Origin of the sequence: Shewanella atlantica, assembly GCF_003966265.1 — a bacterium.
GTDB lineage: Bacteria > Pseudomonadota > Gammaproteobacteria > Enterobacterales > Shewanellaceae > Shewanella > Shewanella atlantica.
Genome location: NZ_RXNV01000010.1, coordinates 80,173 through 103,623 on the forward strand (window position 1 = coordinate 80,173; position 23,451 = coordinate 103,623).

The following is a 23,451-nucleotide window of genomic DNA, read 5'->3' on the forward strand; positions in this document are numbered from 1 at the left end:
CAAACAGTGCTAATCATAACTGCAATGAGGATAATATAATGGAACGCAGAAGTTTCTTAAAAATGAGTGCAGCACTAAGTTGCGCAGCGACGGTTTCAGGCTGTAACTCTAGCTCTAAAGATGTTGAAGTGGTACCACCTACGCCACCGGTTGCCGGTGAAAATCTGAACTGGTCGGCTTGTCTGGTTAACTGTGGCTCTAACTGCCCGGTACAGGTTTACTCTACCGATGGGGTGATCACCCGCGTAGAGTCAGAATTTACCACCACAGATAAATACGGCGATCATGACGTGCGTGCCTGCCTTCGTGGTCGTTCACTAAGAAAGCGTGTCTATGCACCCGATCGCCTGAAATACCCGATGAAACGTGTCGGCCCACGCGGCAGTGGACAATTTGAGCGTATCAGCTGGGATGAAGCCCTGGATCTCGTGGCAGAAAAGCTGCAAGGCACCATAGACCAATATGGTAACGAGTCGATTCACTTCACCTATAACTCAGGTGCGCGTTATCACTTCTCCGGTAAGCAGTGTCTCTACCGTCTGATGAACCTTAAGGGTGGTTATCTCAACGCCTATGGCGACTATAGCTGGTCGCAAATTTATGAAGCAGCGGGACAGACATACGGCTCTGCAGGTCCGGGTTGGCAGGGAAGCAGCGTCTCTGAGATGCAAAACTCAGACTTAGTGCTTATGGTAGGTTACAACCCATCTGAGATCCGCATGAGTGGTTCGGGTGAAGCCTATGACTTCCTGATGCAGAAGCAGAAGAATAAGTTTAAGACTATCTTGATCGATCCACGTTATACCGACTCTGCAGTAGGTAAGGAAGATCAGTGGATCGCTATCCGTCCGGGTACCGATGCGGCGCTGTTCGAAGCCTTAGCCTATGAGTGGATCACCACCAACACAGTGGATCAGGCCTTCCTGGATAAATATTGTGTCGGTTATGACGAGAAGACCATGCCAGCTGGTGTTGGATATGAAGAGAGCTATAAAGCTTATATTCTCGATAACGCTACGGTTGGTGACTCAACCCCGGGTGTTAATGCTAAGACACCTGAGTGGGCTGCTGCTATCACAGGTATCGAAGCTCATATCATCGTAGAGTTGGCTCGTGAGCTGGCTGCGGCTCGTGCACCTTTCATCCAGATTGCCGCCTCGCTTAACCGCCAGGCCGCTGGTGAGAACAACACCCGCGCAGGCTACATGTTACCTATCCTATTAGGCCAGCTGGGTCTGCCGGGCACGAACTGTGGCGGACTGTGTAAAGGTTCATTCCTGCACGCACCATTTATGCCGACAGGCGCAAACCCGGTTAAGAAAGCGATCTCATTCTTTACCTTCACTCAGGCTATCGAAGACGGTAAAAACATGACCGTCCTGTCCGATGGTGTACAGGGTGTCGATACTGACGAAGAGGGTGACGGAAAGCTGGGTACAGATATCAAGGCTATCATCAACTATGGTGGTAATGCCCTTATTAACCAACACTCAGACGTACGTAAGACAGAGAAGTTACTTCAAGATGAATCTAAGTGTGAGTTTATTCTTGTGGTCGATAACTGGATGACGCCGAGTGCCAAGTTTGCCGATGTCCTGCTACCCGATGTAACTTGGTTAGAATCAGAAGATCTTATCTACCAAAGCTACGCAGCCGGTGATACCGCCACCCTGGTACAGATGAGCAGCGGCGTCGATCCAATGTTCGAGAGCCGTCCTATCTATGAAGTCTGTGTCGACCTTGCCAAACGCATGGGTGTCGAGGCCGAGTTTACCGAGGGTAAGAGCCGCACAGACTGGCTGGATCAATTCTATGCCGAGTCAAAAGCCGCAACGCCGGGACTACCGGATAAAGAGGTGATGCTCAAACAGGGTATCTACCGTAAATACCTGCCGGACGGCGGCTATATCGTGTTGGAAGATTTCCGTAACGATCCTGAAGCCAATCCTCTGGGCACACCATCGGGCAAGATCGAAATCTACTCTTCACGTCTGGCAGACAAAGCCCGCACCTGGAAGCTCAAAGAGGGTGATGTGATATCTGCACTGCCTAAATATGTGCCGACCTGGGAAGGTTATGAAGATACTGAGACCAAGAAGAAGTATCCACTACAGCTTACCGGTTACCACACTAAGGGCCGTGCCCACTCCAGCTACCATAACGTTCCATGGCTACGTGAAGTAGTACAGGATGCCGTATGGATGAACCCGCTCGATGCGAACCATCGCGGACTGAAAACCGGCGATAAGGTCCACATCTTTAACGATCGCGGCACCATCGAAGTCGAAGTTAAGGTGACACCACGCATCATGGTCGGTGTAACCGCACTGGGTCAGGGCGCATGGTTCAAACCCGGCGGCGATGTGGATAAGGGCGGTTGTTTGAACGTACTAACCACACAACGCACGACACCTGTAACTAAAGGTAATCCTCAGCACACTAACCTGGTTGAAATCCGTAAGGTCTGATAGGAGTTAACAATGAGCAATAATATCCAATACGGCTTTCATGTCGACGCAAGTAAATGTACCGGCTGTAAAACCTGTCAGGTATCGTGTAAGGATCGTAAAGACCTTCCTGTAGGCATCAACTGGCGCCGGGTCTATGAATACGGTGGCGGTCAATGGACAGAAAATGGCGATGGCACAGTAAGCCAGAACGTATTCGCCTACTACATGTCTATCGGCTGTAACCACTGTTCTGAGCCTGTGTGTGTTAAAGCCTGTCCAACTGGTGCGATGCACAAGCGCCGCGAAGATGGCTTAGTCCATGTGGCGGCAGATCTGTGTATCGGTTGTGAAAGCTGCGCAAGAGCTTGTCCATACGATGCACCACAGATTGACAAAGATCGTAAGGTGATGACCAAGTGTGACGGTTGTTATGAGCGTCTTGCCGAAGGTAAGCAGCCCTCATGTGTCGAGTCTTGTCCTATGCGTGCTATCGACTTCGGTCCTATGGACGAGTTGAAGGCTAAGTACCCTGGAGCCATCTCACCCGATGTTGCTCCGTTGCCGGAAAGCAGTGTGACGACGCCAAACTTACTCATCACACCTAACCGCCACTCTCGCCCAAGCGGCGCCACCGACGGAGAAGTGTTGAACTACTCAGAAGTTTAACCCCTGCTTGGTGCCATTCTTCTGGAATGGCACCTTTTTTCCTGTTAATTGCTGTTAGTTCCAACAAACTTTAATCCCGACAAATTTTAGTTCAACAAATGAGGTTAGCATGTCATCCCTTACCGAAAATGAGCTCCTGGAATATCAAGGCATTGCGCGCATTCTTCACAATGTGCTCTTTAACGACCCGACACCCGAGTTGATCCAAGGATTTATTGAGCATGGTGTTGCCCAAAGCTGGCCAGAATTTACGGGTTCGGCCCGGGAATCCAGTGGTCGCGAATTGCTGTCTGACTACCTCAACCAGTGGAGTGCAGACAAACAACAAGCCCTGAAGCTGGACTATGCACAACTCTTCTATGGTCCCGGCGAGCCTAATGCCGTGCCTTGGGGATCGGTCTACCTGAGCGAGAGACAACTCCTCAATGACAAGACGACTCTGGCACTGAAAGCCTTCTATCAAGAGCAGGGGATCAGCTTCGAGCTGGATACCAATCAACCTGTGGATCATATCGGTCTGTTCTTCGCGGTGCTGGATCAGCTGCTGACCCAGTGGGCTCAAACTGAAGATAGTGAAGCGATAGAGCGCAGCTGCATGATACAACTCCAGCAACACCTGCTTCCATGGTCGGGTCGCTGCCTGGAACTCATGACTGAACATGCTAAAACCGACTTCTACCGCGGCATAGCAATACTAACTCAAGCCTACTTAGATGGACTGATCCAGAGATTAAATCTGGTCCCTATGACAACGCGCCTGTATCGTTAATGCATAAGATTCAATAACGGGTGGATTACTATGACATTCATCAAGGCACTGGGAGCGCAGTGGAATAAAGGCAAGCTGGCGCAACAGCTTGAGCAGGCTCTGCTTCAAGAGCCTGAGATCCACTCCCTCTTCGTTGGCGCAACCACGGTCACCACGGTTTCTAACCTGATCGCGGCTATTGGCTTTCGAGAAGAAGAGGCTCAGGAACAAGAGCAGCCTCTGGGGCATGAGTTTATGCTCACCATACTGTTCGACTGCTTTCGGTTACTGATGATCAAACAGATTGAGCATGACAACCTGAGTCAGGCGGAGCACCTGATCATTCAGCTTGCCAAAATCTGGGCAACAAAAGAGATGGAGGAGAAGCCGGACAATGAGCTCAGCCTGACTCAATATAGAGAGTTACAGCAACAGCTCCTCAATCTGACCGAACAGCTCGATGAGCTCAACGGGAAGAGGCGACGCCAGAAGCGAAACATGGGACGTTAGCTTAGATCTATTTGACTAACAGATACCTAACTTTTTCATCTTGCTGCGCATGGTATTGGGATTGATATCCAGCAACTGAGCGGCACCACCGGGACCATAGAGCTTCCCACCCGTGACCCGCAGCGCATGCTCGATATATTTTCGGGTCATAGTTTCCAGCGGCACCAGTTTATCGGTTGCATGACTGGGATCGACAATGATGGTCTCTCCCCTATTCTCTTTATCGTCGACTTTCACTTCCGGCATCAGGAAATCGAAATTAAGCGGTCCCTTGGGGTGCTGAATAATGGCTCTCTCCAGCACATTGATAAGCTCCCTGACATTACCTGGCCAATGATACTGGCTCAAAATCGCCAACTGCTCGGGTGCTACCCGGGGCAACTGGTCCTGGTTAAACTTGGCCGACAGCATCTCGATAAAATGCTGCACCAGCAGAGGGATATCCGCACGTCTCTGTCTCAGAGAGGGGATCTCAATCGGGAAAATAGCTAATCGATACCAGAGATCTTCACGAAACTCGCCCGTGGACACCATCGCCTTAAGGTTACGATGCGTCGCGGCGATAACCCTGATATCCAACTGCACGGCATCGTGCCCGCCGACACGGGTAATGGTACTGTTTTGCAAAACCCTGAGCAGTCTGACCTGCACCGACAATGGCAGCTCCCCAATTTCATCCAGGAAGATAGTGCCGCCATTGGCTTGTTCAAAATACCCGGCCTTGCGGGACTCTGCACCGGTAAACGCTCCCTTCTCATAGCCGAAGAGTTCAGAATCGATCAGGCTCTCGGGAATCGCACCACAGTTAACCTTGATAAATGGCTTATTGGCACGCAATGAGAGTTCATGAATCGCATTTGCGATCACCTCCTTACCACAACCGGTTTCTCCCATCATCAACACAGTGGTGTTGAGCTTTGCAATAGACTCAACCTGCTGCATCACATGCTTCAGGCCAGAATGAGCGCCGACTACGCCATTACAGATATTCAAGGTCCGCTTAAGCGACTGGTTCTGCTCTGCCAGGGCTTCATTGGCTCTGAGCAGGTTACGCCCCTTGAGGTTGAATGCGGTTATCAGGGAGAAGGTCTGCATGTGCGGCTCGAGCATATCCACATGTCGCGGTCTGAAGACTCCGGCTTGCTTGGCGTAAAAGCCCACGACCCCGAGATGGGTATTGCCGGAAACCATCCGCAACAGGATGACAGACTTAATTTCGGGAATGACCTGAGGGGCGACAAACTGGGTCACAGTATCCAGCTCAATATCATTAACGATACGAATAATCGGCCTGTCGAGATCCTGAAGCGCCTCGCACATCTCATGGCTGATCGGTATCCGTTTATCCAGAGTAGAAGACTGTTGATCATTGACCTGGGCGATAAACTGAATATCGCTGAAATCGGGACGATAGATATTCAGGTAGATCCCATCGATGGGAAGCAGGGATTTAATGTAATCAAAGTAGCTCTGCAGTGACTCTTCTAACTGAAGACTACTGCATAAACATTGAGTCGCTTTGTAATAGAACTTTTCCATTGATTCTTCTGAATGGCTACCGTTAAATATCATTGTAGTTCGTTATATTTCGTGATTCCGTGGTACCGATCAAATAATTAACTTGATAATAACCATACTCCCCAACCAAGTTCAATTAATGTGACGTCAATATATTCCACCAACTCGAAATCACAAAAGCCATAGAATATTTGTGATCAAGACTGTGATTATATAAATAACATGAGCCACCAAGCCTTTATTAAACACACCGGCGCTACATCGCCATTACTTAAAAAACGTTAAATAGATCGCATTACATGCCAAATACAGATGTAACGAGTTTAACGAAACCTAGGTGGTTTTACGGCATTTAGTGTTATCATTTGTTGATATTTCGTGTTTTGTTGACTCACATCTAATTAACCGTACATTTCACTCTTCATTTATAGCTTGGCATGCTTACTGCTTTATTAAGGCTACGGCTATCAGTTTATATAAATAATTGATTATGCCGATAAGAGATGAAAAGAAAATTCAACTTATGCTGTTCGACAATAATTAATTGTTTGTGATAAAGGTCAAACTTTACATTTCACATTCAAAAGAAAGCTGGATAACAGTGCCTTTTATAAATGGCTGAACGGCATATAAATAACTCAATAATAAACAGTAGTAACAGGAAAATGATGATGAAGAAATCCACTCAACTTATGCTGTCCGCCGTAGCGACAGCCGTGGCAATGGCCGGTTCTATCGGTTGCGTTCAGGCTCAGGAAGATGGGATTAATATTGGTGGCTCGGTTCGGGTTAATTATGGCCTGAAGTTATATGATGACAGCTCAAAAGACAAAGGCGGCGACCTGGTTTTCGACACTGCGACCTTAGTCATGAAGGGCAAGAAAGGCGACTTCGGTCTGGCCGCCGAATATCGTTTCACCAAGAGCACCAACTTTATCAAATATGGTTACGGCTATTATGATATCGACCCGGACTGGCAGCTGCAGTTTGGTATTAACAAGGTCCCCTTCGGTAACCCAGGCTTCATCTCTAACAGCTGGTGGTTTGGCCTACCTTACTACCTGGGCTTCGAAGACGATCATGATATCGGTATCAAGGCCGTCTATGAAAAAAATGGCTGGCACACAGATTTGGCCTTCTATAAAGGCGCGGAATATGGCCCGTCTGAGATCAAGCGCTACGCTACGGATCTCTTCACCGGCACCATAGATACCACCTATGACGGTATCGACAATGGCACCGAGTACAACAACGAAGAGACTAATCAGTTAAACCTTCGTCAAACCTACACCATGGAGCATGAAGGCGGCTCGACCACCCTAGGTGCTTCGGTCGAAGCGGGCCAGATCTACAACAACAAAACCGGTAACAATGGCGACAGATATGCCGTTGCAGCGCACATGGAAACAATCTACAACGGCTGGAAATTGCAACTACAGGCGATGCAGTATGAGTATGACGCCGCCGATGCGGTAGATGACAACAAGATCGGCGTATCGGTGGTTAACTGGCAGTATGAAATTGCTCCCAAGGGGCAGGTTTACAGCCTCAACCTTGCCAAGACCATTCCAACATCATGGGGTAGCGTTAAGTGTTATAACGACTTCGGTTTAATGACACCTGATGTTGCTGATTCAAGCTATGATGACAGCATTCAAAATGTCACAGGTTGCGCCGTTTCAGCTGGCCCGACTTATACCATGATCGATTTTATCATGGGTAAAAACATGACATTCTCGACTAAGAATAATGACCATGTTGGCCTGCCGGAATTTGGCGATGATCTGGACAAGCGAATTAATATTAACTTCGGATATTATTTCTAAGTTTTATCGATTAAATATCGGATAAACAGTTAGAACCAACACGAAGCAATTAAAGATTAAATTCCCTGCCGCCATTAATGTTATGGCACCATAAAAAGGCTCTATGATATATAGAGCCTTTTTATTTACTGCCACAAATTAAGCCTACAACAAGCAGTATTTATTTCTCTTTACCTCACGACTGCTCACCCGGCATCTAAGCCTACAACAGGTTTATTATTCAGCACCATAAAATATAAAACACACATTAGTTATATAGCCTTATCTAACAGTTCTTATTGACCGATATTTCAAGTTCAACACGAAACTTCGTGGTCTCAATTCATCATATATCGTGATTTGGTGTTACAGATCATAAACCACCTCAATTCTCACCAATTTACAGCAGTTGGCATAGTCACTGCAGTTAACAGTGTAATAACGAAGATAAACAGATCGATACGCCCGGAAAGATTAAGGAACACACGAGAATGAGTGACAAACAACCAATAAGCCATCGCAGGCGCCAGCTAATTACCGGAGGGGCAGCACTTGCCGTTACCGGTCTGGGAGCTGCAATAGCTAAGCCTGTCAGCGCCGCATGTGTGCCGGCCGAAGAGATCAAGTTTGATGAATTTGTCGACGTCATAGTGGTAGGTAGCGGTTTTGCCGGCATGTCTGCAGCCCTGCAGGCCCGGGAAGCCGGAGCAAGCGTAATGGTGGTAGACAAGATGCCGGTATTCGGTGGTAACTCTACCATCAATGGTGGCGCCATGGCCGTTGCCGGCTCACCCTTACAGGAGCAAAACGGTATTAAGGACTCGGTAGACACTATGGTCGCCGACATGCTTGAAGCGGGCCGTGGCATGAACGATGTCGAGATGCTCAAGCTGGTCTGTAATGGCACCGCCGAGTCGTGCCAATGGCTGACCGATTATGGCGTTAAGTGGAAACCCTTTGTACAGCACTTTGGTGGTCACTCTATTCCCCGCGTATTACAAACCGTAGAGAGCTCAGGCGCCGGGATCATTCGTCCTCTGGTTAAGGCAGCTAAAAAGCGCGGCATAGATATGCGCACCCAAACCAAGCTGGAGTCATTCATCGAGGATGATAACGGTCGGATAACGGGTATCGAAGTTAAGGCCAACTACTTTTTCCCTAAAGAGCGCTCCGGTGTGACTCGCCGTTATGGTGCCCGCAAGGGAGTCATCATGGCCACTGGCGGATTTGGCCGCGACATCGAATATCGCAAGATGCAACAACCTAAACTCACCAAGGAGCTGGACTCTACTAACCATCCGGGAGCCAATGCTGATGCGCTGAAGCAGATGATGCTGATTGGCGCTAATCCCATCCATCTGGATCAAATTCAGCTTGGGCCATGGGCCTCTCCCGATGAGAAGGGATTTGGTACCGCCTCACAATTTAACACCATCGCGACCTACCCCCGAGGCATAGTGGTCGATGCGCGCACCGGTAAGCGTTTCTTCAATGAACTGGCAGACCGCAAGGCCCGCGCCGACGCCATCATGACCCGTCGTGACGCCCAGGGACAACCAGTCTACCCCATCGGCTTCACCAATGCCGAAGGCGCCAGCAAGGCCCAGACCCTGGATTGGGGATTGAAATATAACGTCATCAAGAAGGCGGACACGCTCGAAGAGCTGGCCAAAATTTATGGCATTCCCGCCGACGCACTCAAGGCACAGGTGGCCAGCTGGAACAAGGCCGTCGATACCGGCGAGGACAGTGAGTTTGGCAGACCCATGCAGAAGGCGATGAAGCTGGAGCAAGGCCCCTGGTACGCCGTCCGCATGTGGCCAAAGGTTCATTACTGCATGGGTGGCGTCAAGGTAAATACCCGCTCTGAGGTGTTGCATCTGGTGACCTACAAGCCAATTGCAGGCCTGTACGCGGCGGGTGAAGCAACCGGTGGCATCCACGGTGCGAGCCGTCTCGGTGCCTGCGCCGTTGCTGAAGGTGTCGTCACGGGCCGTAACGCCGGGCAAATGTGTGCCGCATCAAAAAGTATTGTGTTGAAACACGTATAATTAAGTCAAATATAAAAAGGGTTAAGATGATGAATAGTAAGCAAGTTGTTATGGCCTCTCTGGCGTTAAGCCTGATGTCAGGAAGTGCACTGGCAATGGATAGTGTGGTTTTAGATGGCCAGCACATGACACAAGCTCAAGCGTGGGCAATTGCCGACGGCGCTAACGTCAAAATAGGCGAAAAAGCGGCTAAAAACCTGGTTAAGGCCCATGAGCTGTTGATGGATGCGGCGCGTCTGGGCAAGCCGGTTTATGGTTTAACTGTCGGTGTGGGACTGAACAAAGATCAGAAGTTATTTACCGCAGATGGCAAGCTGAGCAAGGCCGTACTGGATGCCTCAAAAAGCTTCAACTACAGCACACTGCGTGCTCACAGCGCTGCGATGGGAGAAGCCGTACCGGTTCGCCTGACCCGTGTCGCGCTGGCCGTACGTCTTAACACCATTTTATCCGGTCAAACCGGTGTTCAACCATACGTTGCCGAGCTATACCAAGAGTATCTGAACAAGGGGATCACCCCGGTTATCCCATCAAAGGGCACTGTAGGTGAGGCCGATATCTTGATGGCTTCTCATGTGGGTCTGGCCATGATCGGTGAATGGGACGTGTTCTATAAGGGCAAGCGTGTCAGCAGCGTTAAAGCCATGAAGGATGCCGGTGTTAAACCACTTAAGCCTATCGGTAAAGATGCGCTGTCTATTCTGTCTAACAACTCTGTTGCGGTTGCTTATGCCATGAAGGGTTACCGGGATGCATCACACCTTATGACTGTTTCGCCTACGGTATTCAGCCTTAGCCTGGAAGGTCTGAACGGCAACGTATCGCCATTTCTGCCTCAAACCAATGACATTCGTCCTTTCCCATACATCAAGGAAGCGACCAGCGAAATTCTTAACCAGTTAGATGGCAGCTACCTGTGGCAGCTGAACGATCAACGTTCACTACAAGATCCACTCAGCTATCGTACTACCGCCTATACCTTTGCGGGTGCCAAGAAGGCACTTGCCGATCTGGGTGAAGTTATCGATGTACAGATCAACCACTCGGATGATAACCCAGGCGTGGTGCTGAATGCCTCGAAGGATTACACTCAGCATCCACAGGTGGCTAAGTATCTGATCGAAGGTAAAGGCGGAGTATTCCCGACCACGAACTTCGAACCACTACCGGTTGCACTGGCTGTTCAAGGACTCAGCGTGGCATTGACCCACGTGTCTCACAACAGTGTGATGCGTACTATTCATCTGTCAGACAACCATTTCACTAAGCTGTCTCGCTTCTTGGGTGCACCTGGTAACCATGGTCACGCTTTCGGTGCTATCCAGAAGAACTTTGTCGATATGCAGGTACGTAACAAGCAGTTGGCCAGCCCGGTTTCATTCGACGGCATCCCGGTTGCGGGTAACATCGAAGATACCTTCACTAACCTGAAACTGGCTTCAGACAATCTTATCCAGATCGTCGACAACACCAACTACATCTATGGTCTTGAATTGCTGCATTCAACTCAGGCCATCGATCTGCGTAAGCTTACCAATCCAGATCTGGATATGGGTAAAGCGACCAAGGCTATGTACAAAAACTATCGCAAGCAGGTGCCATTCGTTGAGTTAGACCGTCCATTTACGCCGGATATCAAGGCGTCTTACGACTTTATCGCTCAATACTAAACGGTTAGGCGGGGCGGCGTGCTGCCCCGCAATAGGATTTCAAGATGTTTAAAACCCTTAATACTTTATTGTTAGCCTGCTTGTTAGTGGCCCCGGCAGCTTCTGCGGTGCAGATGAAGGATTATCATAAAGAGATCATGACAGGTGATAATGGCAAGGTTGAATGTGCCGCATGTCATGGTGATGCAAAACGTAAAACCATTCCAGCGGCGAGTCAGTGTGAATCTTGCCACGGCAGCAGCGATGATATGGCCATGCAGACGGCACGCCCGAAGGATGCGGGACACGATGTAGAGCCTAATCCTCATGACAGCCTGCATTACGGCACCGACCTGCCTTGTACTTACTGTCATCAGGAACACAAGGAGAGTACGGTCTACTGTAATCAATGTCATGAATTTGAATACCCGGACATGAAGCGTTAACAGAACTTATACCGATTGGTATTACATCACAGTCTCATTAAATTTTTGGAATAACCGGCTTTAGCTCCCAATCTCATTAAGTGAAGGTATTTTTCCGTCGTCCCGTGGCCTTAAGGTCCCGGGACGTTTTTTATGGCGGGTTTTATAGAAAAAGCAGACTTTATTAATTAAGAAAAGCTAACAAGTTTTCTTGCTGCTCAAGCAGGCTCTTATACAGAGTAAACTGATTGGCGGCGCGCTCCAGGTTGTGATTCTCATGATGGATATGAAAGTAGACATCACCATTGAGATGATCGGTTAAGAAACGTACTCCGATCATCAGGCAGATAACACGGGCGCCCAGCCAGAGGCTTGCTCTCTCTTCACGGCTCAGCACTTCGCCCAACTCACTCAGGTAACCACGGCAGATCGCAGCAAAGATAGACTCACGCACATGAACATTTTCCAGTGCCGTTGAATCCTCCTCTTCCGGCGAGCAGAAAGTACGCACCATGTCGCCAAAGTCATACATCAGATGCCCTTTCATGCAGGTATCTAAGTCGATGATTGCCAGGCTGCTCATATCACGCTTATCGAATAACATGTTATTGATCTTGGTGTCGTTATGGCAGGTTCTAAGTGGCAACTTAGGTGAAATATCGCTTAACTCTTTCAGCAGGGATTGCTGAGAAAGCGCGAAATCAATCCACTCTCGGCTGGAGTTAACTCTCGCTTGAGAGTCTTTGGCAACGGCCGCTTGCAACTGCTCGATACGGCCCGGAAGGTGGTGAAATTGCGCTATAACATCGGCAAGCTCGGTGGCATCGAGAGAGCTTAAAGCAGATGAGAAGTGGCCAAAGGCCTTTGCGGCGGCAAAGGCTTCATCTTCCGAGCTCACCACTTCGATGCTATGGCTGTGTGGAAGGTAGTTTATCGCTCTCCAAAATCCCCGCTCTCCCAGGTCTACCGCTAACAGCCCATCTTGTGTTCTAACTGGCTTGACTACCTTAAGTGAGTAGTCGCCACACGCTTGCTTGTCAGACAGGTAGTGCGCAATTTTATCGGCATTATCGACTAATTCATTTGGCGTTTTAAATACTTGAGTATTGATCTTTTGCAGGACAAGTTCACCAAGGGGCCACCTCACCAGAAAGGTATCGTTGATGTGACCATTCCCCAGGGGTGACACTGAGGTCTCCGCAGACGGAATACCATAAAATGGCAGCACAGGCTGCCTAATAAAATCGATCACGCAACCACTCCATTCTTATTATTTGCAAGCTCATTGAGCTTATCTTTTACCCACGCTACATCCTGAGGGTAGGTCACACCAAACCATGGTTCCTGAGCCGTTTCAACCCGTATCAGTCTGGCTTGCTGCTTTACATTAAGCTCATGATTAGATTGCTTATTAAACCTGGTCGAATCCATATACTGCTGAATAACGTTGGGCAGATAGCACTCCGCTCTTTGTTCATGGCCATGCTCGGCAATAAACTGATTCAGCGCACCCTCTATAATCGCAAAAATATCGACAGAGAATCCCCAGCAAGTCATAGACACTGGGGTCGAAGCCTTCAGGCTTCCGGACACTCCATCACACAAACCCACTAATCCTTCGGGTTTCTGTTGGATCTCAGTCCACTCGGCAACACCTTGCAGCACACCCTGTTCGACCCGGCATACACCTCTGTTCACTCCGCCATGTTCAGACAAGGTTAAGTGCATAGGATAAGCCACTAACATCCACTCTTGAGGTCTGGCTCGTAAACCTTCGGCCATCAGCTCAAAGGCGCTGTCACCATAATAATCATCGGCATTAATCACCGCCATCAAGCCTTTAACTTTGTGGCGGGTACACCAGAGTGCATGCGCCGTGCCCCAAGGTTTCAGCCTGTGGTCAAAGCTATCGAGATGAGTTAACGCTTCATCCGGAAGGTCACCAATACTCTGGTAGCAAAAGTGATATTGAAAAGCTGGTGAAACCTGAGGTTTGACTCGTTCACAAAACAGAGACTCGAGCTGAACTTCGAGCTCGGGCCTTATCACCAGCACAACCTGAGTGAAACCCGCCTTATATGCCGATACCGTTGAGAGTTCCAACATGGTTTCGCCATTTGGTCCTAAGGCGGCCACCTGCTTATCCCCACCGAATCTACTACCGAGTCCCGCTGCCATAATTACCAGAGTCAACGGACTGTTTTCATTCATGATTGCTCTAAGCGTCATACACTAAGTTTCTATACCATTATTTGGTCGCCGCTAATTGACGACCCATACTCAGCCGGAAAGTTTAAAGAGTAAGCCTATTTATATCCAGCTATATAATCCAACTATAAATAGGGGATAAATGAGCCACTCTTAGCTAGCGCAGATTGACTGCCTTTCAGGCTAAAATCATAGCCACATAGCTTTACGCTCCCGCGGCGTGCGATGTCGCTAATAATGGATTCAGTATCGAGAGGTGAAAATCTGGCTTCAATGCCTGTATCCGGCATCTGCTCCACCGTCACGGGGCGATAACGCGTACCATTATTAAAGATCAGATGAGCACAGGTTTTGTCTCCCTGAGCCGTTGCCAGAGACCAAATAGTCCCGGGAGCCTCAGTTTCACCCAGCCAGCGCATCACCAACAGATCTTGTTCCAGAATCAGGCTGAATCCATCGGGAAGTTTCACCTCATCCCGTTTTACAACAATCTCAGGCACCGACATCTCCGGCTCCTGTGCGACATATTCATCTGTCGTCCCGGAAAAGAGCGACCAAAGACCTGCGATAAGTATCATGCATGATAGCCCGCCAACCGAGGCCAGAAGCAGCCTGCTGTTTTGTTTAGCCCAGGCGCTCCATTGCTCAAATGAGACACCATCGAAGCCTCTGCCTGATTCACCATAGGGATCGGAGTCTGTAGCTTGCTCAGGTAACTCGGTATCTAAACTGTGTCCCGCAACAGACGCCGCTGAGCCATCTAAGGTCGGCTCAACCCTCATACGCCCCTTCCCATCGGCAGCCATAGCCGCCGGCCCGGAATACCCCTGTTGATAACGGCCCTTTTTACTCGCCGACCTCTGCATCGCCAGAAAGCCAGTGATCAGAGTGGCAAAGACAACACAAGTGGCAGAAAAGCTAAGGCTGTCACCATAGACAAGAGAGAGAATGAAAAGCAGGTAAGGAATAAAGCTCAAACCAAGCAACCAAGCCGGTCTGGCAGCATCGCGCATACGACGCAGGCCGCTAAGCCCAAGGATAGGCGCCAAGAACAAGCCAAGGATAATCAGTGCCGAGCTGGCTCCGATAAAGATGAATCCCAATAACAAAATGAGGTAAGCCAGTGCACTGATAAGCGCAAACCTTGGACCATTATCTCGTCCCCGGACACAAAAGAGCGATCTATACTGCATGAATTTCGATACCTAACAATAACCTTCGAATGGGAAATAAGTAGCTTAAGCGGCGCCATAAACGCCCAAAAAATGCCTTGATATCAAAATATCACTTTGGCCCCAGCTAAATAATCAGCTTTAACTGCTAACAGACTAACCAATTTCTCTCTCAAAGTCAGTGCCAGCTTGAAAAATTCACCGGGCACATCTCTTTTTACGTTTGCAGCAACATCAGACTCGTTCCATCACCTTATAAACAGTGTCCGACGCAGAACTCAGCTGAACTAAATAGAAGTAAACTGACACTAGCGCCACGCCCTTGCTAGGCTGTATAATGTCCGGATCACCCGTAAATGCGGGGCAACCTTTCGTTTTCACCTTTTGGATACTTAGCAAATGACCGCACGCGGAAATCTATTTATCGTATCGGCACCCAGTGGTGCAGGTAAATCTTCACTGATATCGGCACTATTGAAAGATAAGCCGACTGACAAGCAAGTTTCTGTGTCTCACACCACACGCCAGCCGCGTCCCGGTGAAGTAAATGGTCAACACTACCATTTTGTTACGGTCGAAGAGTTCAAGGCATTAATTGAAGACAACGCGTTTTTCGAGTGGGCCGAGGTGTTCGGTAACTACTATGGTACATCGCGCAAAGTGATCGAACAGACCCTTAATGAAGGTATCGATGTGTTTCTCGATATCGACTGGCAAGGGGCTCAGCAGGTTAAAAAGTTGATGCCTGAAGCCATAGGGGTATTTATTTTACCGCCTTCGAGAGCAGAACTGGAACGCCGCCTGACAGGTCGTGGGCAGGATAGCGATGAGATAATTGCAGGCCGTATGGCACAAGCCGCATCAGAGATATCACATTATGCTGAATACGACTTCATCATTATTAACGATGATTTCGATGCCGCCCTCGTCGATTTAATCGCCATTATTCGCAGCCAACGCTTAACTGGTGCTGGCCAAATTCATGCTCAAAATGATATGATTAAAGATCTGTTGGCAGACTAGCTGTCATCATGTACAATTTTGCGTCATTTTTTCATCCTAACACTGGAGTTTCCACACATGGCTCGCGTAACTGTAGAAGACGCCGTAGAACAAATCGGCAACCGTTTTGATATGATCCTGGTTGCAGCGCGTCGTGCTCGCCAAATCGCCGTGCAGGGTAAAGACCCTATGGTTGAAGAAGAGAACGACAAGCCAACGGTTATCGCTCTTCGCGAAATCGAATTAGGTTTAGTCACTGCCGATACTTTGGATGCCGATGAGCGCCAAACTGTCCGTGAACGTGAAGCAGCTGAAATTGCTGCTGTTGCTGCGATTGCCGAAGGTCGTAACAACGTAATATAAGGAGTACTGCCACTTGTATCTGTTTGAAGGTCTCAAGGAGTCTGCATCGAGTTATTTAGAACCCGATCAGGTAGAATTACTCAAGCAGGCCTATCAGGTGGCGCGTGATGCCCATGAAGGCCAAATGCGCACAAGTGGTGAACCTTATATCACACACCCGGTTGCGGTAGCCCGCATCCTGGCCGATATGCGTCTCGATCATGAGACGCTTATGGCTGCCCTCCTGCACGACACCATTGAAGACACCCCGGTTACCAAAGAGGAACTCGCTGAGATTTTCAGTGAATCCATCGCCGAACTGGTTGAAGGCGTCTCCAAACTCGATAAGCTAAAATTCCGCGATAAGAAAGAAGCCCAGGCCGAAAACTTCCGCAAGATGATGATGGCAATGACTCAAGATATTCGAGTTATCCTGATTAAATTAGCCGATCGCACTCACAATATGCGCACACTCGGAGCACTCAGACCCGATAAACGTCGCCGTATTGCCAGAGAAACCCTCGAAATTTATGCTCCCATCGCCAATCGTCTCGGTATTCACAATATCAAGATAGAGCTGGAAGACTTAGGTTTTCAGGCGTATTACCCGATGCGTTACCGTGTGCTTAAAGAGGTGGTAAAAGCCGCAAGAGGCAACCGTAAAGAGCTGATCCAAAGCATCGAGGCCGCGGTACATACTCGCCTCGAAGACACCGGACTGCAAGGCACCGTTAAGGGCCGAGAAAAGAATCTCTACTCCATCTATAACAAGATGCGTAGCAAGGAACTCCAGTTCCAGGAAGTGATGGATATCTACGCCTTCCGCGTCATTGTCGATTCCATCGATACCTGTTATCGCGTTATGGGTGCCATGCACGGGCTGTACAAGCCACGTCCGGGACGTTTCAAAGATTATATCGCCATCCCTAAAGCCAACGGTTACCAATCCTTGCATACCTCACTGTTTGGTCCTCACGCTGTACCCGTTGAGATACAGATCCGTACCGAAGATATGGACCAGATGGCTGATAAAGGGGTTGCGGCACACTGGATTTATAAGAAAGGTAGCTCCGCTGAACAAGGGACCACGACACAAGTCCGTGCCCGTAAGTGGATGCAGAGCCTGCTGGAATTGCAGCAAAGCGCCAGTACCTCGTTCGAATTCGTCGAAAACTTTAAGACCGAACTCTTCCCCGAAGAGATCTACGTGTTTACTCCGGAAGGGCGCATTCTCGAACTTCCCGTCGGTGCAACACCCGTCGATTTTGCCTATGAAGTTCATACCGATGTGGGTAATACCTGTGTCGGTGCCCGCGTTAATCGCCAGGCCTATCCACTTAGCCAGCCATTGATATCGGGACAAACCGTTGAGATTATTACGGCTAAGGGTGCCAGGCCCAATGCCGCCTGGTTGAACTTTGTTGTTACGGGCAAGGCTCGCGCTAAGATCCGCCAGATATTGAAGAGCCTCAAAGAGGTTGATGCGGTAGCACTGGGCAAACGCCTGCTGAATCATGCACTGGGCGAAACCAAGTTAGACACTATTTCGTCCGAACAGATAGATAGCGTCGTCAACGACACCAAACATAACACCTTAGATGAGCTACTGGCCGATATCGGCTTAGGCAATGCCATGAGCATTGTTATCGCTCAGCGACTTCTTGGCGATCAGATAGAGCAGCACGAAGATAAAGACTCCAACATGATGCCAATCCGCGGCGCCGAAGGCATGCTGGTGACCTTTGCCAATTGTTGTCGCCCCATCCCCGGCGATGCAGTCATCGCCCACGTTAGTCCTGGTAAAGGTTTGGTAGTGCACATGGAAAGCTGTGCCAATATTCGTGGTTATCAGGGTGAACCGGATAAGTATATTCCGGTCCAATGGGACAGCGCCGAAGGCGTCGAATACCAGGCGAACTTGCGAGTGGAAATAGTGAATCATCAAGGGGCTTTGGCCAAGATCACCTCGATTGTTGCCGCCGAAGGCGCCAATATTCACAACCTCAGCACCGAAGAGCGTGATGGCAGAGTTTTCCTCATCAATCTTCGCGTTTCGGTCAGAGACCGAATTCACTTAGCCAACGTAATGCGACGCATCAGGGTACTACCTGAAGTACTGCGTACCTCCCGTAATCGCTAGACTTCGGAATGACTGAGTTTCGTAATAACAAGCTTTGTAAGTATAAGTTTTGTAAGCATTAAATTCCTAATCGATAGTTAGTTAACAAAACAGAGAGAGTGTTATGGCAGAAAAAATCATCATCGCCACAGATAAAGCTCCACAAGCGATCGGCACCTATTCTCAAGCCGTCAGAGTCGGTAGCACAGTCTACCTTTCGGGTCAGATCCCACTGAATCCTGAAAATATGCAGATGGTCAGCGATGAGTTTGAAGCGCAAGTGGTTCAGGTATTTGAAAACCTTACCGCAGTTTGTGAAGCGGCGGGTGGTTCACTCAGCGATATCGTTAAACTCAATATCTTTATGACTGACTTGAGCAACTTCGCGACTGTGAATGAGATAATGGAACGTTACTTCTCTCAGCCTTATCCCGCTCGCGCTGCGATCGGCGTTAAGCAGTTACCAAAAGATTCTTTAGTTGAGATGGATGGAGTCATGGAGATTTAATCCTCCTCGACTTCAAATCAGGGCGCTGCGGCGCCCTTTTGTTATTTAAACCTATTAGAAGTTAGCCATGAGTCCAGAACGCTTTGCACGCATCAATCAGATGCTAGATAACCGCCAGCCAGATCTCACCCTCTGCCTCGATAAAGTCCATAAGACCAATAATATCGCCGCGGTAATACGTACCGCCGACGCAGTGGGAATACATCAAATTCACGCCATCTGGCCGGATCTTGATATGCGCGTTTCAGGCAATACGGCATCGGGAAGCCAACAGTGGGTCAAAACCATCAAGCATGATCATATGGACGAGGCCCAAGCGCAGTTCCGTGCTCAGGGAATGCAAATTCTGGCGACTAATTTTTCAGAAAATGCGGTAGATTTTCGCGAGATTGACTATACCCGTCCCACAGCCATTATCTTAGGTAATGAGCGGGATGGCGTAAGCCCTGAAGGGATCGCGGCTGCCGATCAACATATCATCATCCCTATGATTGGCATGGTCCAATCCCTGAATGTATCTGTAGCATCGGCGCTCATCATGTATGAAGCGCAGCGTCAGAGAGAGGCGGCTGGAATGTACGGCCAACGCAAGCTAGATGAAGCCTACTGCCAGGTAAAACTGTTCGAACAAGGGCACCCTATCTATGCTAAGGCCTGCCGACGTAAGGATATCCCCTATCCTAAGGTTGATGAGCAGGGACAGATAGTCGCAGATCCGCAGTGGTGGGAAAGAATGCGTTCGCCACAAGCTGAATCGGTCGGATAAGTTTATTTACAGCTCTGTTAACGGGTCGGTCTGACACGCAAGATCGACCCGAACAGTCACGATACCTATCTCCAATTTCCCTTTTCCTCAATTTTTCCTCTGCCAACTATTTATTCTCCAAAGAATTTGTCATAGATCACATTTTTCGCCATACTCAAAGACGTAGTCGAACAGATATCGAACACAAATAAAAAGAACACTTCTGTTTGGTCTGATTTTAACAATAATAATTATGGAATCGCTGATGGAATCGACAATTAAAACCCCTGTAGAGATGCTAGCCCATTGGGTCGACAAACTCGGTAACAAAACCTACCTGAGACAACCCATTAATGGCCAATATAAAGACTTTAGCTGGGTAGAAGTTCAGCAGAAGATGCAGCAGATTGCCGGCGCACTGAGACATTTAGGGTTAAAGCCCGGTGATAAGGTCGCGGTTTTATCGAAAAACTGCGCCGAATGGTTTATTACCGATCTCGCCCTGATGCATGGGGGATATATTAGTGTTCCCATCTATCCCACGGCCAACGCAGACACCATACGTTATGTGCTGGAACACAGTGAAGCAAAAGCCATTTTTATCGGCAAGCTGGATTACTGGGCCGATCAGGAAGCAGGCGTCGGTGGTGACATCTTAAGAATGGCAATGCCCTACGAGACTATGCCGGCTCAATACCAGTGGAGCAGTCTGCTCGAGCTGGGCCAACCTCTAATCGATGCGCCGTATGCAACCCCGGATCAGACCATGACCCTGATCTACACCTCGGGGTCGACGGGCAAGCCCAAGGGTGCGATTCAGAACTTCGCCAGTTATGGATGGACCTGTAAGGCTGTGGTCCGGGATCTTAAGACAGATATTGAAGACAGGTTGATCTCCTATCTGCCCCTGGCACATATTACCGAACGTGTGGCGATGGAAGGCTCCTCATTTTATTCCGGTAGCAGCGTCGCATTTGTCGAGAGTCTCGACAGTTTTGTCGCCGATGTTCAACGCGCAAGACCGACGGTGTTCTTCTCCGTCCCGCGGCTTTGGAGCCTGTTCCAGCAAAACATTATCGAGAAGATCGGCTATAAGAAACTTAATTTTCTGCTTAAGGTTCCAATCCTCAACAGTATCGTTAAGAAGAAGATCCATGAGGGTCTGGGGTTAGAGCACTGCCATCTGTTGGGTTCGGGCTCTGCGCCTATTCCACCGTCTCTGATCGCCTGGTATCACAAGATCGGACTCAACATCAGTGAAGCATGGGGCATGACAGAGAACAGTGCCTACTCGATCATCAACTTCCCATTCGATCCCGCTAAGATCGGCACCGTCGGCCGTGCCATCGAGGGATGCACAATAAAGCAAACTGAGTCCGGAGAGTTATTGGTTAAGAGCCCGGGTTTAATGACGGGTTACTATAAGCAACCTGAAGTGACCGCAGCCAGTTTCGATCCCGATGGCTACTTTCATACCGGCGATCTTTGTGAAATCGACAGCGACGGTTGTGTCACCATTACCGGTCGGGTTAAAGATAACTTTAAAACGTCCAAAGGAAAATATGTCGCGCCTGTACCTATCGAGCGTAAGCTTGCACAGGATCCTCATATAGAACTGCTCTGCGTCATAGGTTCCGGCCTGCCGCATCCTATCGCGCTGGTGCAACTCTCCGAGGGCGCATCGCTGCAGCCAAGAGAAGAGGTACGCACTTCTCTTAAGGCGACAATGGACAGCATCAACCCTAATCTGGAGTCCCATGAGACCTTAGATGCCATAATTGTCGTCTCCGAAGCCTGGGATGTCGACAACGACATATTAACGCCGACACTGAAGATAAAACGCCATGTATTGGAGAAACGTTTCAGTGAAAGAGTCGATGGGATCCGTGGCGGTAAGGTTCGCTGGGAAGAGGAGCTCTAACCTTTAGCCCCCTTTGTTACCTCATTTAAAGCATGCCAATCGGCATGCTTTTTTGTTATCTGAATATTCAAAAATTAACGAAATTTAATCCCGTCACCGCTTATTTTGATTGCCTGTCCGGGCAAAATACATATGCTAGCCATCCTGAAATTATCCTGGTGAAAAAGCATGCTTATCTTACTGTCTATTATCGGCGGTTTCCTGATATTAACACTCGGTGCAGAGGCTTTGGTTCGCGGTGCGAGTGCTATCGCACTTAGACTGGGGATAGCCCCACTGGTGATCGGCTTAACCATAGTTGCATTCGGTACCAGCGCACCTGAGCTGGCCGTTAGTTTAAAGTCCGCTCTCGCTGGCAAGAGTGGTATCGCACTGGGCAATGTCATCGGCTCAAACATAGCTAATATCGGTCTAATCCTGGCAATAACGGCCTTAATTCGCCCTATTCAGGTGCAATCTCAGATGGTAAGACGCGACATTCCTATCATGATTGTCGCCTCACTCCTTTTTTGGGGCTTACTGCTCGATGGTGGTCTAGGTTTCTGGGATGGTGCTCTGCTCACGACCCTACTATTCGCCTATTTGGGCTTCAGCTACATCAGCTCAAAAAATGGCGGCAATGGTGAAGAGATCGATGTGAGCCCGCAACATCCGCTGTTATCGGTGCTCTTGATCAGTATTGGGATAGCCATGCTGGTCACAGGCGGGATCCTATTTGTCGATGGCGCCGTAGCGTTAGCCAAAAGCTTAGGGATCAGCGAAGTGATCATAGGGCTGACCATAGTCGCCATAGGAACCAGCATGCCTGAACTTGTCACCTCGGTTGTGGCCGCAAGAAAGGGAGAGAGTGATATCGCCATAGGCAATATTGTCGGCTCTAACCTGTTCAATATTCTTGGCATATTAGGTATTACGGCACTCATACATCCCATTGCCGCCGGAGGGGTACAAAGTTTCGATTTGATGGTGATGCTGGTGTTGGCACTCCTCATCTTACCCTTCGCCTGGTCGGGATTTAGGATCGGTCGCCGGGAAGGTGGCATTCTATTAGCCGGGTATGTGTCATATATCGGTTATCTCGTGGCTCAAGCCTCAGCTTAACCACTCATATTCCAACTAAAGCCACCGTCTCTTGCGGTGGCTTACTCATACCAATCGATATGGATAAAGCTCGAAAGTGACATTTGTCATACCGCTCTGATGACCTTTGTGCCTGCAAACATCTTAGCCAACTTTCAATACTGGTCCTGTACCCAATAAAGGGAATTTACAGGAGATTGATATGAAAACAGCAATTCTGATCACTGCAATGGCACTGTTCTCTCACACTGTTCTCTCACACAGTTCAAGCTAACGAGATCCCCACTATCGATAGCGCTTCGAATACGATTAACATTACGGCCCTGCAAGGCCTGAGTCAGCAGACGCAGGGTTACGACAACGCCTATGCGCAACTATCTTTCTGAAGCCATCAGTAAACTTCATGCATCAAACCGAATCGATGCGGCACGGATCGCGCGGCAAAAAGGTTGGTTATAAACCAACAGGCACTTCGTCAGACTCTGGGAAATTTGCACCTGAGCTTAAACAGCAATACCAGCCTTATGATTGC

General features: G+C 49.0%; 19 protein-coding genes and 1 pseudogene. 16 read left to right on the forward strand and 4 right to left on the reverse strand.

Annotated elements, in window-relative coordinates:
* The first annotated feature begins 38 nt into the window (after positions 1-38).
* The 4 genes from EKG39_RS17475 to EKG39_RS17490 all read left to right on the forward strand — a co-directional run bounded on the left by EKG39_RS17475 (position 39) and on the right by EKG39_RS17490 (position 4,374).
* On the forward strand, positions 39-2,468 hold the full coding sequence (locus tag EKG39_RS17475; protein WP_126507274.1) for a DMSO/selenate family reductase complex A subunit: 2,430 nt from the start codon (positions 39-41) through the stop codon (positions 2,466-2,468).
* Positions 2,469-2,480: 12 nt separating this feature from the next.
* Positions 2,481-3,116 carry a DMSO/selenate family reductase complex B subunit gene (locus EKG39_RS17480; RefSeq protein ID WP_028763016.1) on the forward strand — a complete coding sequence of 212 codons (636 nt, stop codon included), beginning with the start codon at positions 2,481-2,483 and terminating at the stop codon, positions 3,114-3,116.
* Positions 3,117-3,225: 109 nt separating this feature from the next.
* Positions 3,226-3,885 (forward strand): TorD/DmsD family molecular chaperone, encoded by a 660-nt coding sequence (locus EKG39_RS17485; protein ID WP_126507275.1) that lies wholly within the window; start codon positions 3,226-3,228, stop codon positions 3,883-3,885.
* Positions 3,886-3,915: 30 nt separating this feature from the next.
* Positions 3,916-4,374 carry a hypothetical protein gene (locus EKG39_RS17490; RefSeq protein ID WP_126507276.1) on the forward strand — a complete coding sequence of 153 codons (459 nt, stop codon included), beginning with the start codon at positions 3,916-3,918 and terminating at the stop codon, positions 4,372-4,374.
* 15 nt (positions 4,375-4,389) lie between these two features.
* Here the strand turns inward: EKG39_RS17490 and EKG39_RS17495 are convergent, their stop codons facing one another.
* Positions 4,390-5,913, reverse strand: a complete 1,524-nt coding sequence (locus EKG39_RS17495; RefSeq protein ID WP_185817644.1) for a sigma-54-dependent Fis family transcriptional regulator — start codon at positions 5,911-5,913, stop codon at positions 4,390-4,392.
* A gap of 647 nt (positions 5,914-6,560) precedes the next feature.
* Here EKG39_RS17495 and EKG39_RS17500 point away from each other — a divergent pair.
* The 4 genes from EKG39_RS17500 to EKG39_RS17515 all read left to right on the forward strand — a co-directional run bounded on the left by EKG39_RS17500 (position 6,561) and on the right by EKG39_RS17515 (position 11,843).
* Positions 6,561-7,718 (forward strand): porin family protein, encoded by a 1,158-nt coding sequence (locus EKG39_RS17500; protein ID WP_126507278.1) that lies wholly within the window; start codon positions 6,561-6,563, stop codon positions 7,716-7,718.
* A gap of 470 nt (positions 7,719-8,188) precedes the next feature.
* Complete coding sequence (locus EKG39_RS17505) at positions 8,189-9,748, forward strand: flavocytochrome c (RefSeq protein WP_126507279.1); 1,560 nt, start codon at positions 8,189-8,191, stop codon at positions 9,746-9,748.
* A 26-nt stretch (positions 9,749-9,774) separates the two neighbouring features.
* A complete protein-coding gene (locus EKG39_RS17510; RefSeq protein ID WP_425470185.1) occupies positions 9,775-11,418 on the forward strand; it encodes an HAL/PAL/TAL family ammonia-lyase in 1,644 nt (547 codons plus the stop codon).
* Positions 11,419-11,462: 44 nt separating this feature from the next.
* Complete coding sequence (locus EKG39_RS17515; RefSeq protein WP_126507281.1) at positions 11,463-11,843, forward strand: cytochrome c3 family protein; 381 nt, start codon at positions 11,463-11,465, stop codon at positions 11,841-11,843.
* A gap of 163 nt (positions 11,844-12,006) precedes the next feature.
* Here the strand turns inward: EKG39_RS17515 and EKG39_RS17520 are convergent, their stop codons facing one another.
* The 3 genes from EKG39_RS17520 to EKG39_RS17530 form a co-directional block, all read right to left on the reverse strand.
* A complete protein-coding gene (locus EKG39_RS17520; RefSeq protein WP_126507282.1) occupies positions 12,007-13,074 on the reverse strand; it encodes a phosphotransferase enzyme family protein in 1,068 nt (355 codons plus the stop codon).
* A complete protein-coding gene (locus tag EKG39_RS17525) occupies positions 13,071-14,033 on the reverse strand; it encodes an NTP transferase domain-containing protein (protein WP_246028546.1) in 963 nt (320 codons plus the stop codon). Before EKG39_RS17525 ends, EKG39_RS17520 begins: the two co-directional genes overlap by 4 nt.
* 122 nt (positions 14,034-14,155) lie before the next feature.
* Positions 14,156-15,223 carry a DUF805 domain-containing protein gene (locus EKG39_RS17530; RefSeq protein WP_126507284.1) on the reverse strand — a complete coding sequence of 356 codons (1,068 nt, stop codon included), beginning with the start codon at positions 15,221-15,223 and terminating at the stop codon, positions 14,156-14,158.
* 378 nt (positions 15,224-15,601) lie between these two features.
* On the opposite strand from EKG39_RS17530, the gene gmk reads away from it, so the two are divergent.
* From gmk to EKG39_RS17570, 8 genes and pseudogenes are all read left to right on the forward strand, one after another.
* Complete coding sequence (gene gmk / locus EKG39_RS17535) at positions 15,602-16,225, forward strand: guanylate kinase (RefSeq protein WP_126507285.1); 624 nt, start codon at positions 15,602-15,604, stop codon at positions 16,223-16,225.
* 57 nt (positions 16,226-16,282) lie between these two features.
* Positions 16,283-16,567, forward strand: coding sequence for a DNA-directed RNA polymerase subunit omega (gene rpoZ / locus EKG39_RS17540; RefSeq protein ID WP_012327157.1), 285 nt, complete (start codon positions 16,283-16,285; stop codon positions 16,565-16,567).
* A gap of 13 nt (positions 16,568-16,580) precedes the next feature.
* Entirely contained in the window at positions 16,581-18,686 is a 2,106-nt protein-coding gene (gene spoT / locus EKG39_RS17545) for a bifunctional GTP diphosphokinase/guanosine-3',5'-bis pyrophosphate 3'-pyrophosphohydrolase (protein ID WP_126507286.1), read from the forward strand.
* Positions 18,687-18,789: 103 nt separating this feature from the next.
* Positions 18,790-19,173, forward strand: a complete 384-nt coding sequence (locus EKG39_RS17550) for a RidA family protein (protein WP_126507287.1) — start codon at positions 18,790-18,792, stop codon at positions 19,171-19,173.
* A 67-nt stretch (positions 19,174-19,240) separates the two neighbouring features.
* Entirely contained in the window at positions 19,241-19,939 is a 699-nt protein-coding gene (trmH, locus tag EKG39_RS17555; RefSeq protein WP_126507288.1) for a tRNA (guanosine(18)-2'-O)-methyltransferase TrmH, read from the forward strand.
* Positions 19,940-20,183: 244 nt separating this feature from the next.
* Entirely contained in the window at positions 20,184-21,839 is a 1,656-nt protein-coding gene (locus tag EKG39_RS17560; RefSeq protein ID WP_126507289.1) for an AMP-binding protein, read from the forward strand.
* Between the two features lie 168 nt (positions 21,840-22,007).
* Positions 22,008-22,940: a calcium/sodium antiporter gene (locus tag EKG39_RS17565; RefSeq protein WP_126507290.1), complete on the forward strand. Its 933-nt coding sequence runs from the start codon at positions 22,008-22,010 to the stop codon at positions 22,938-22,940.
* A gap of 345 nt (positions 22,941-23,285) precedes the next feature.
* Positions 23,286-23,378, forward strand: a pseudogene (locus EKG39_RS17570) (DNA-binding response regulator); the annotation flags it as partial.
* Between the last annotated feature and the right edge of the window lie 73 nt (positions 23,379-23,451).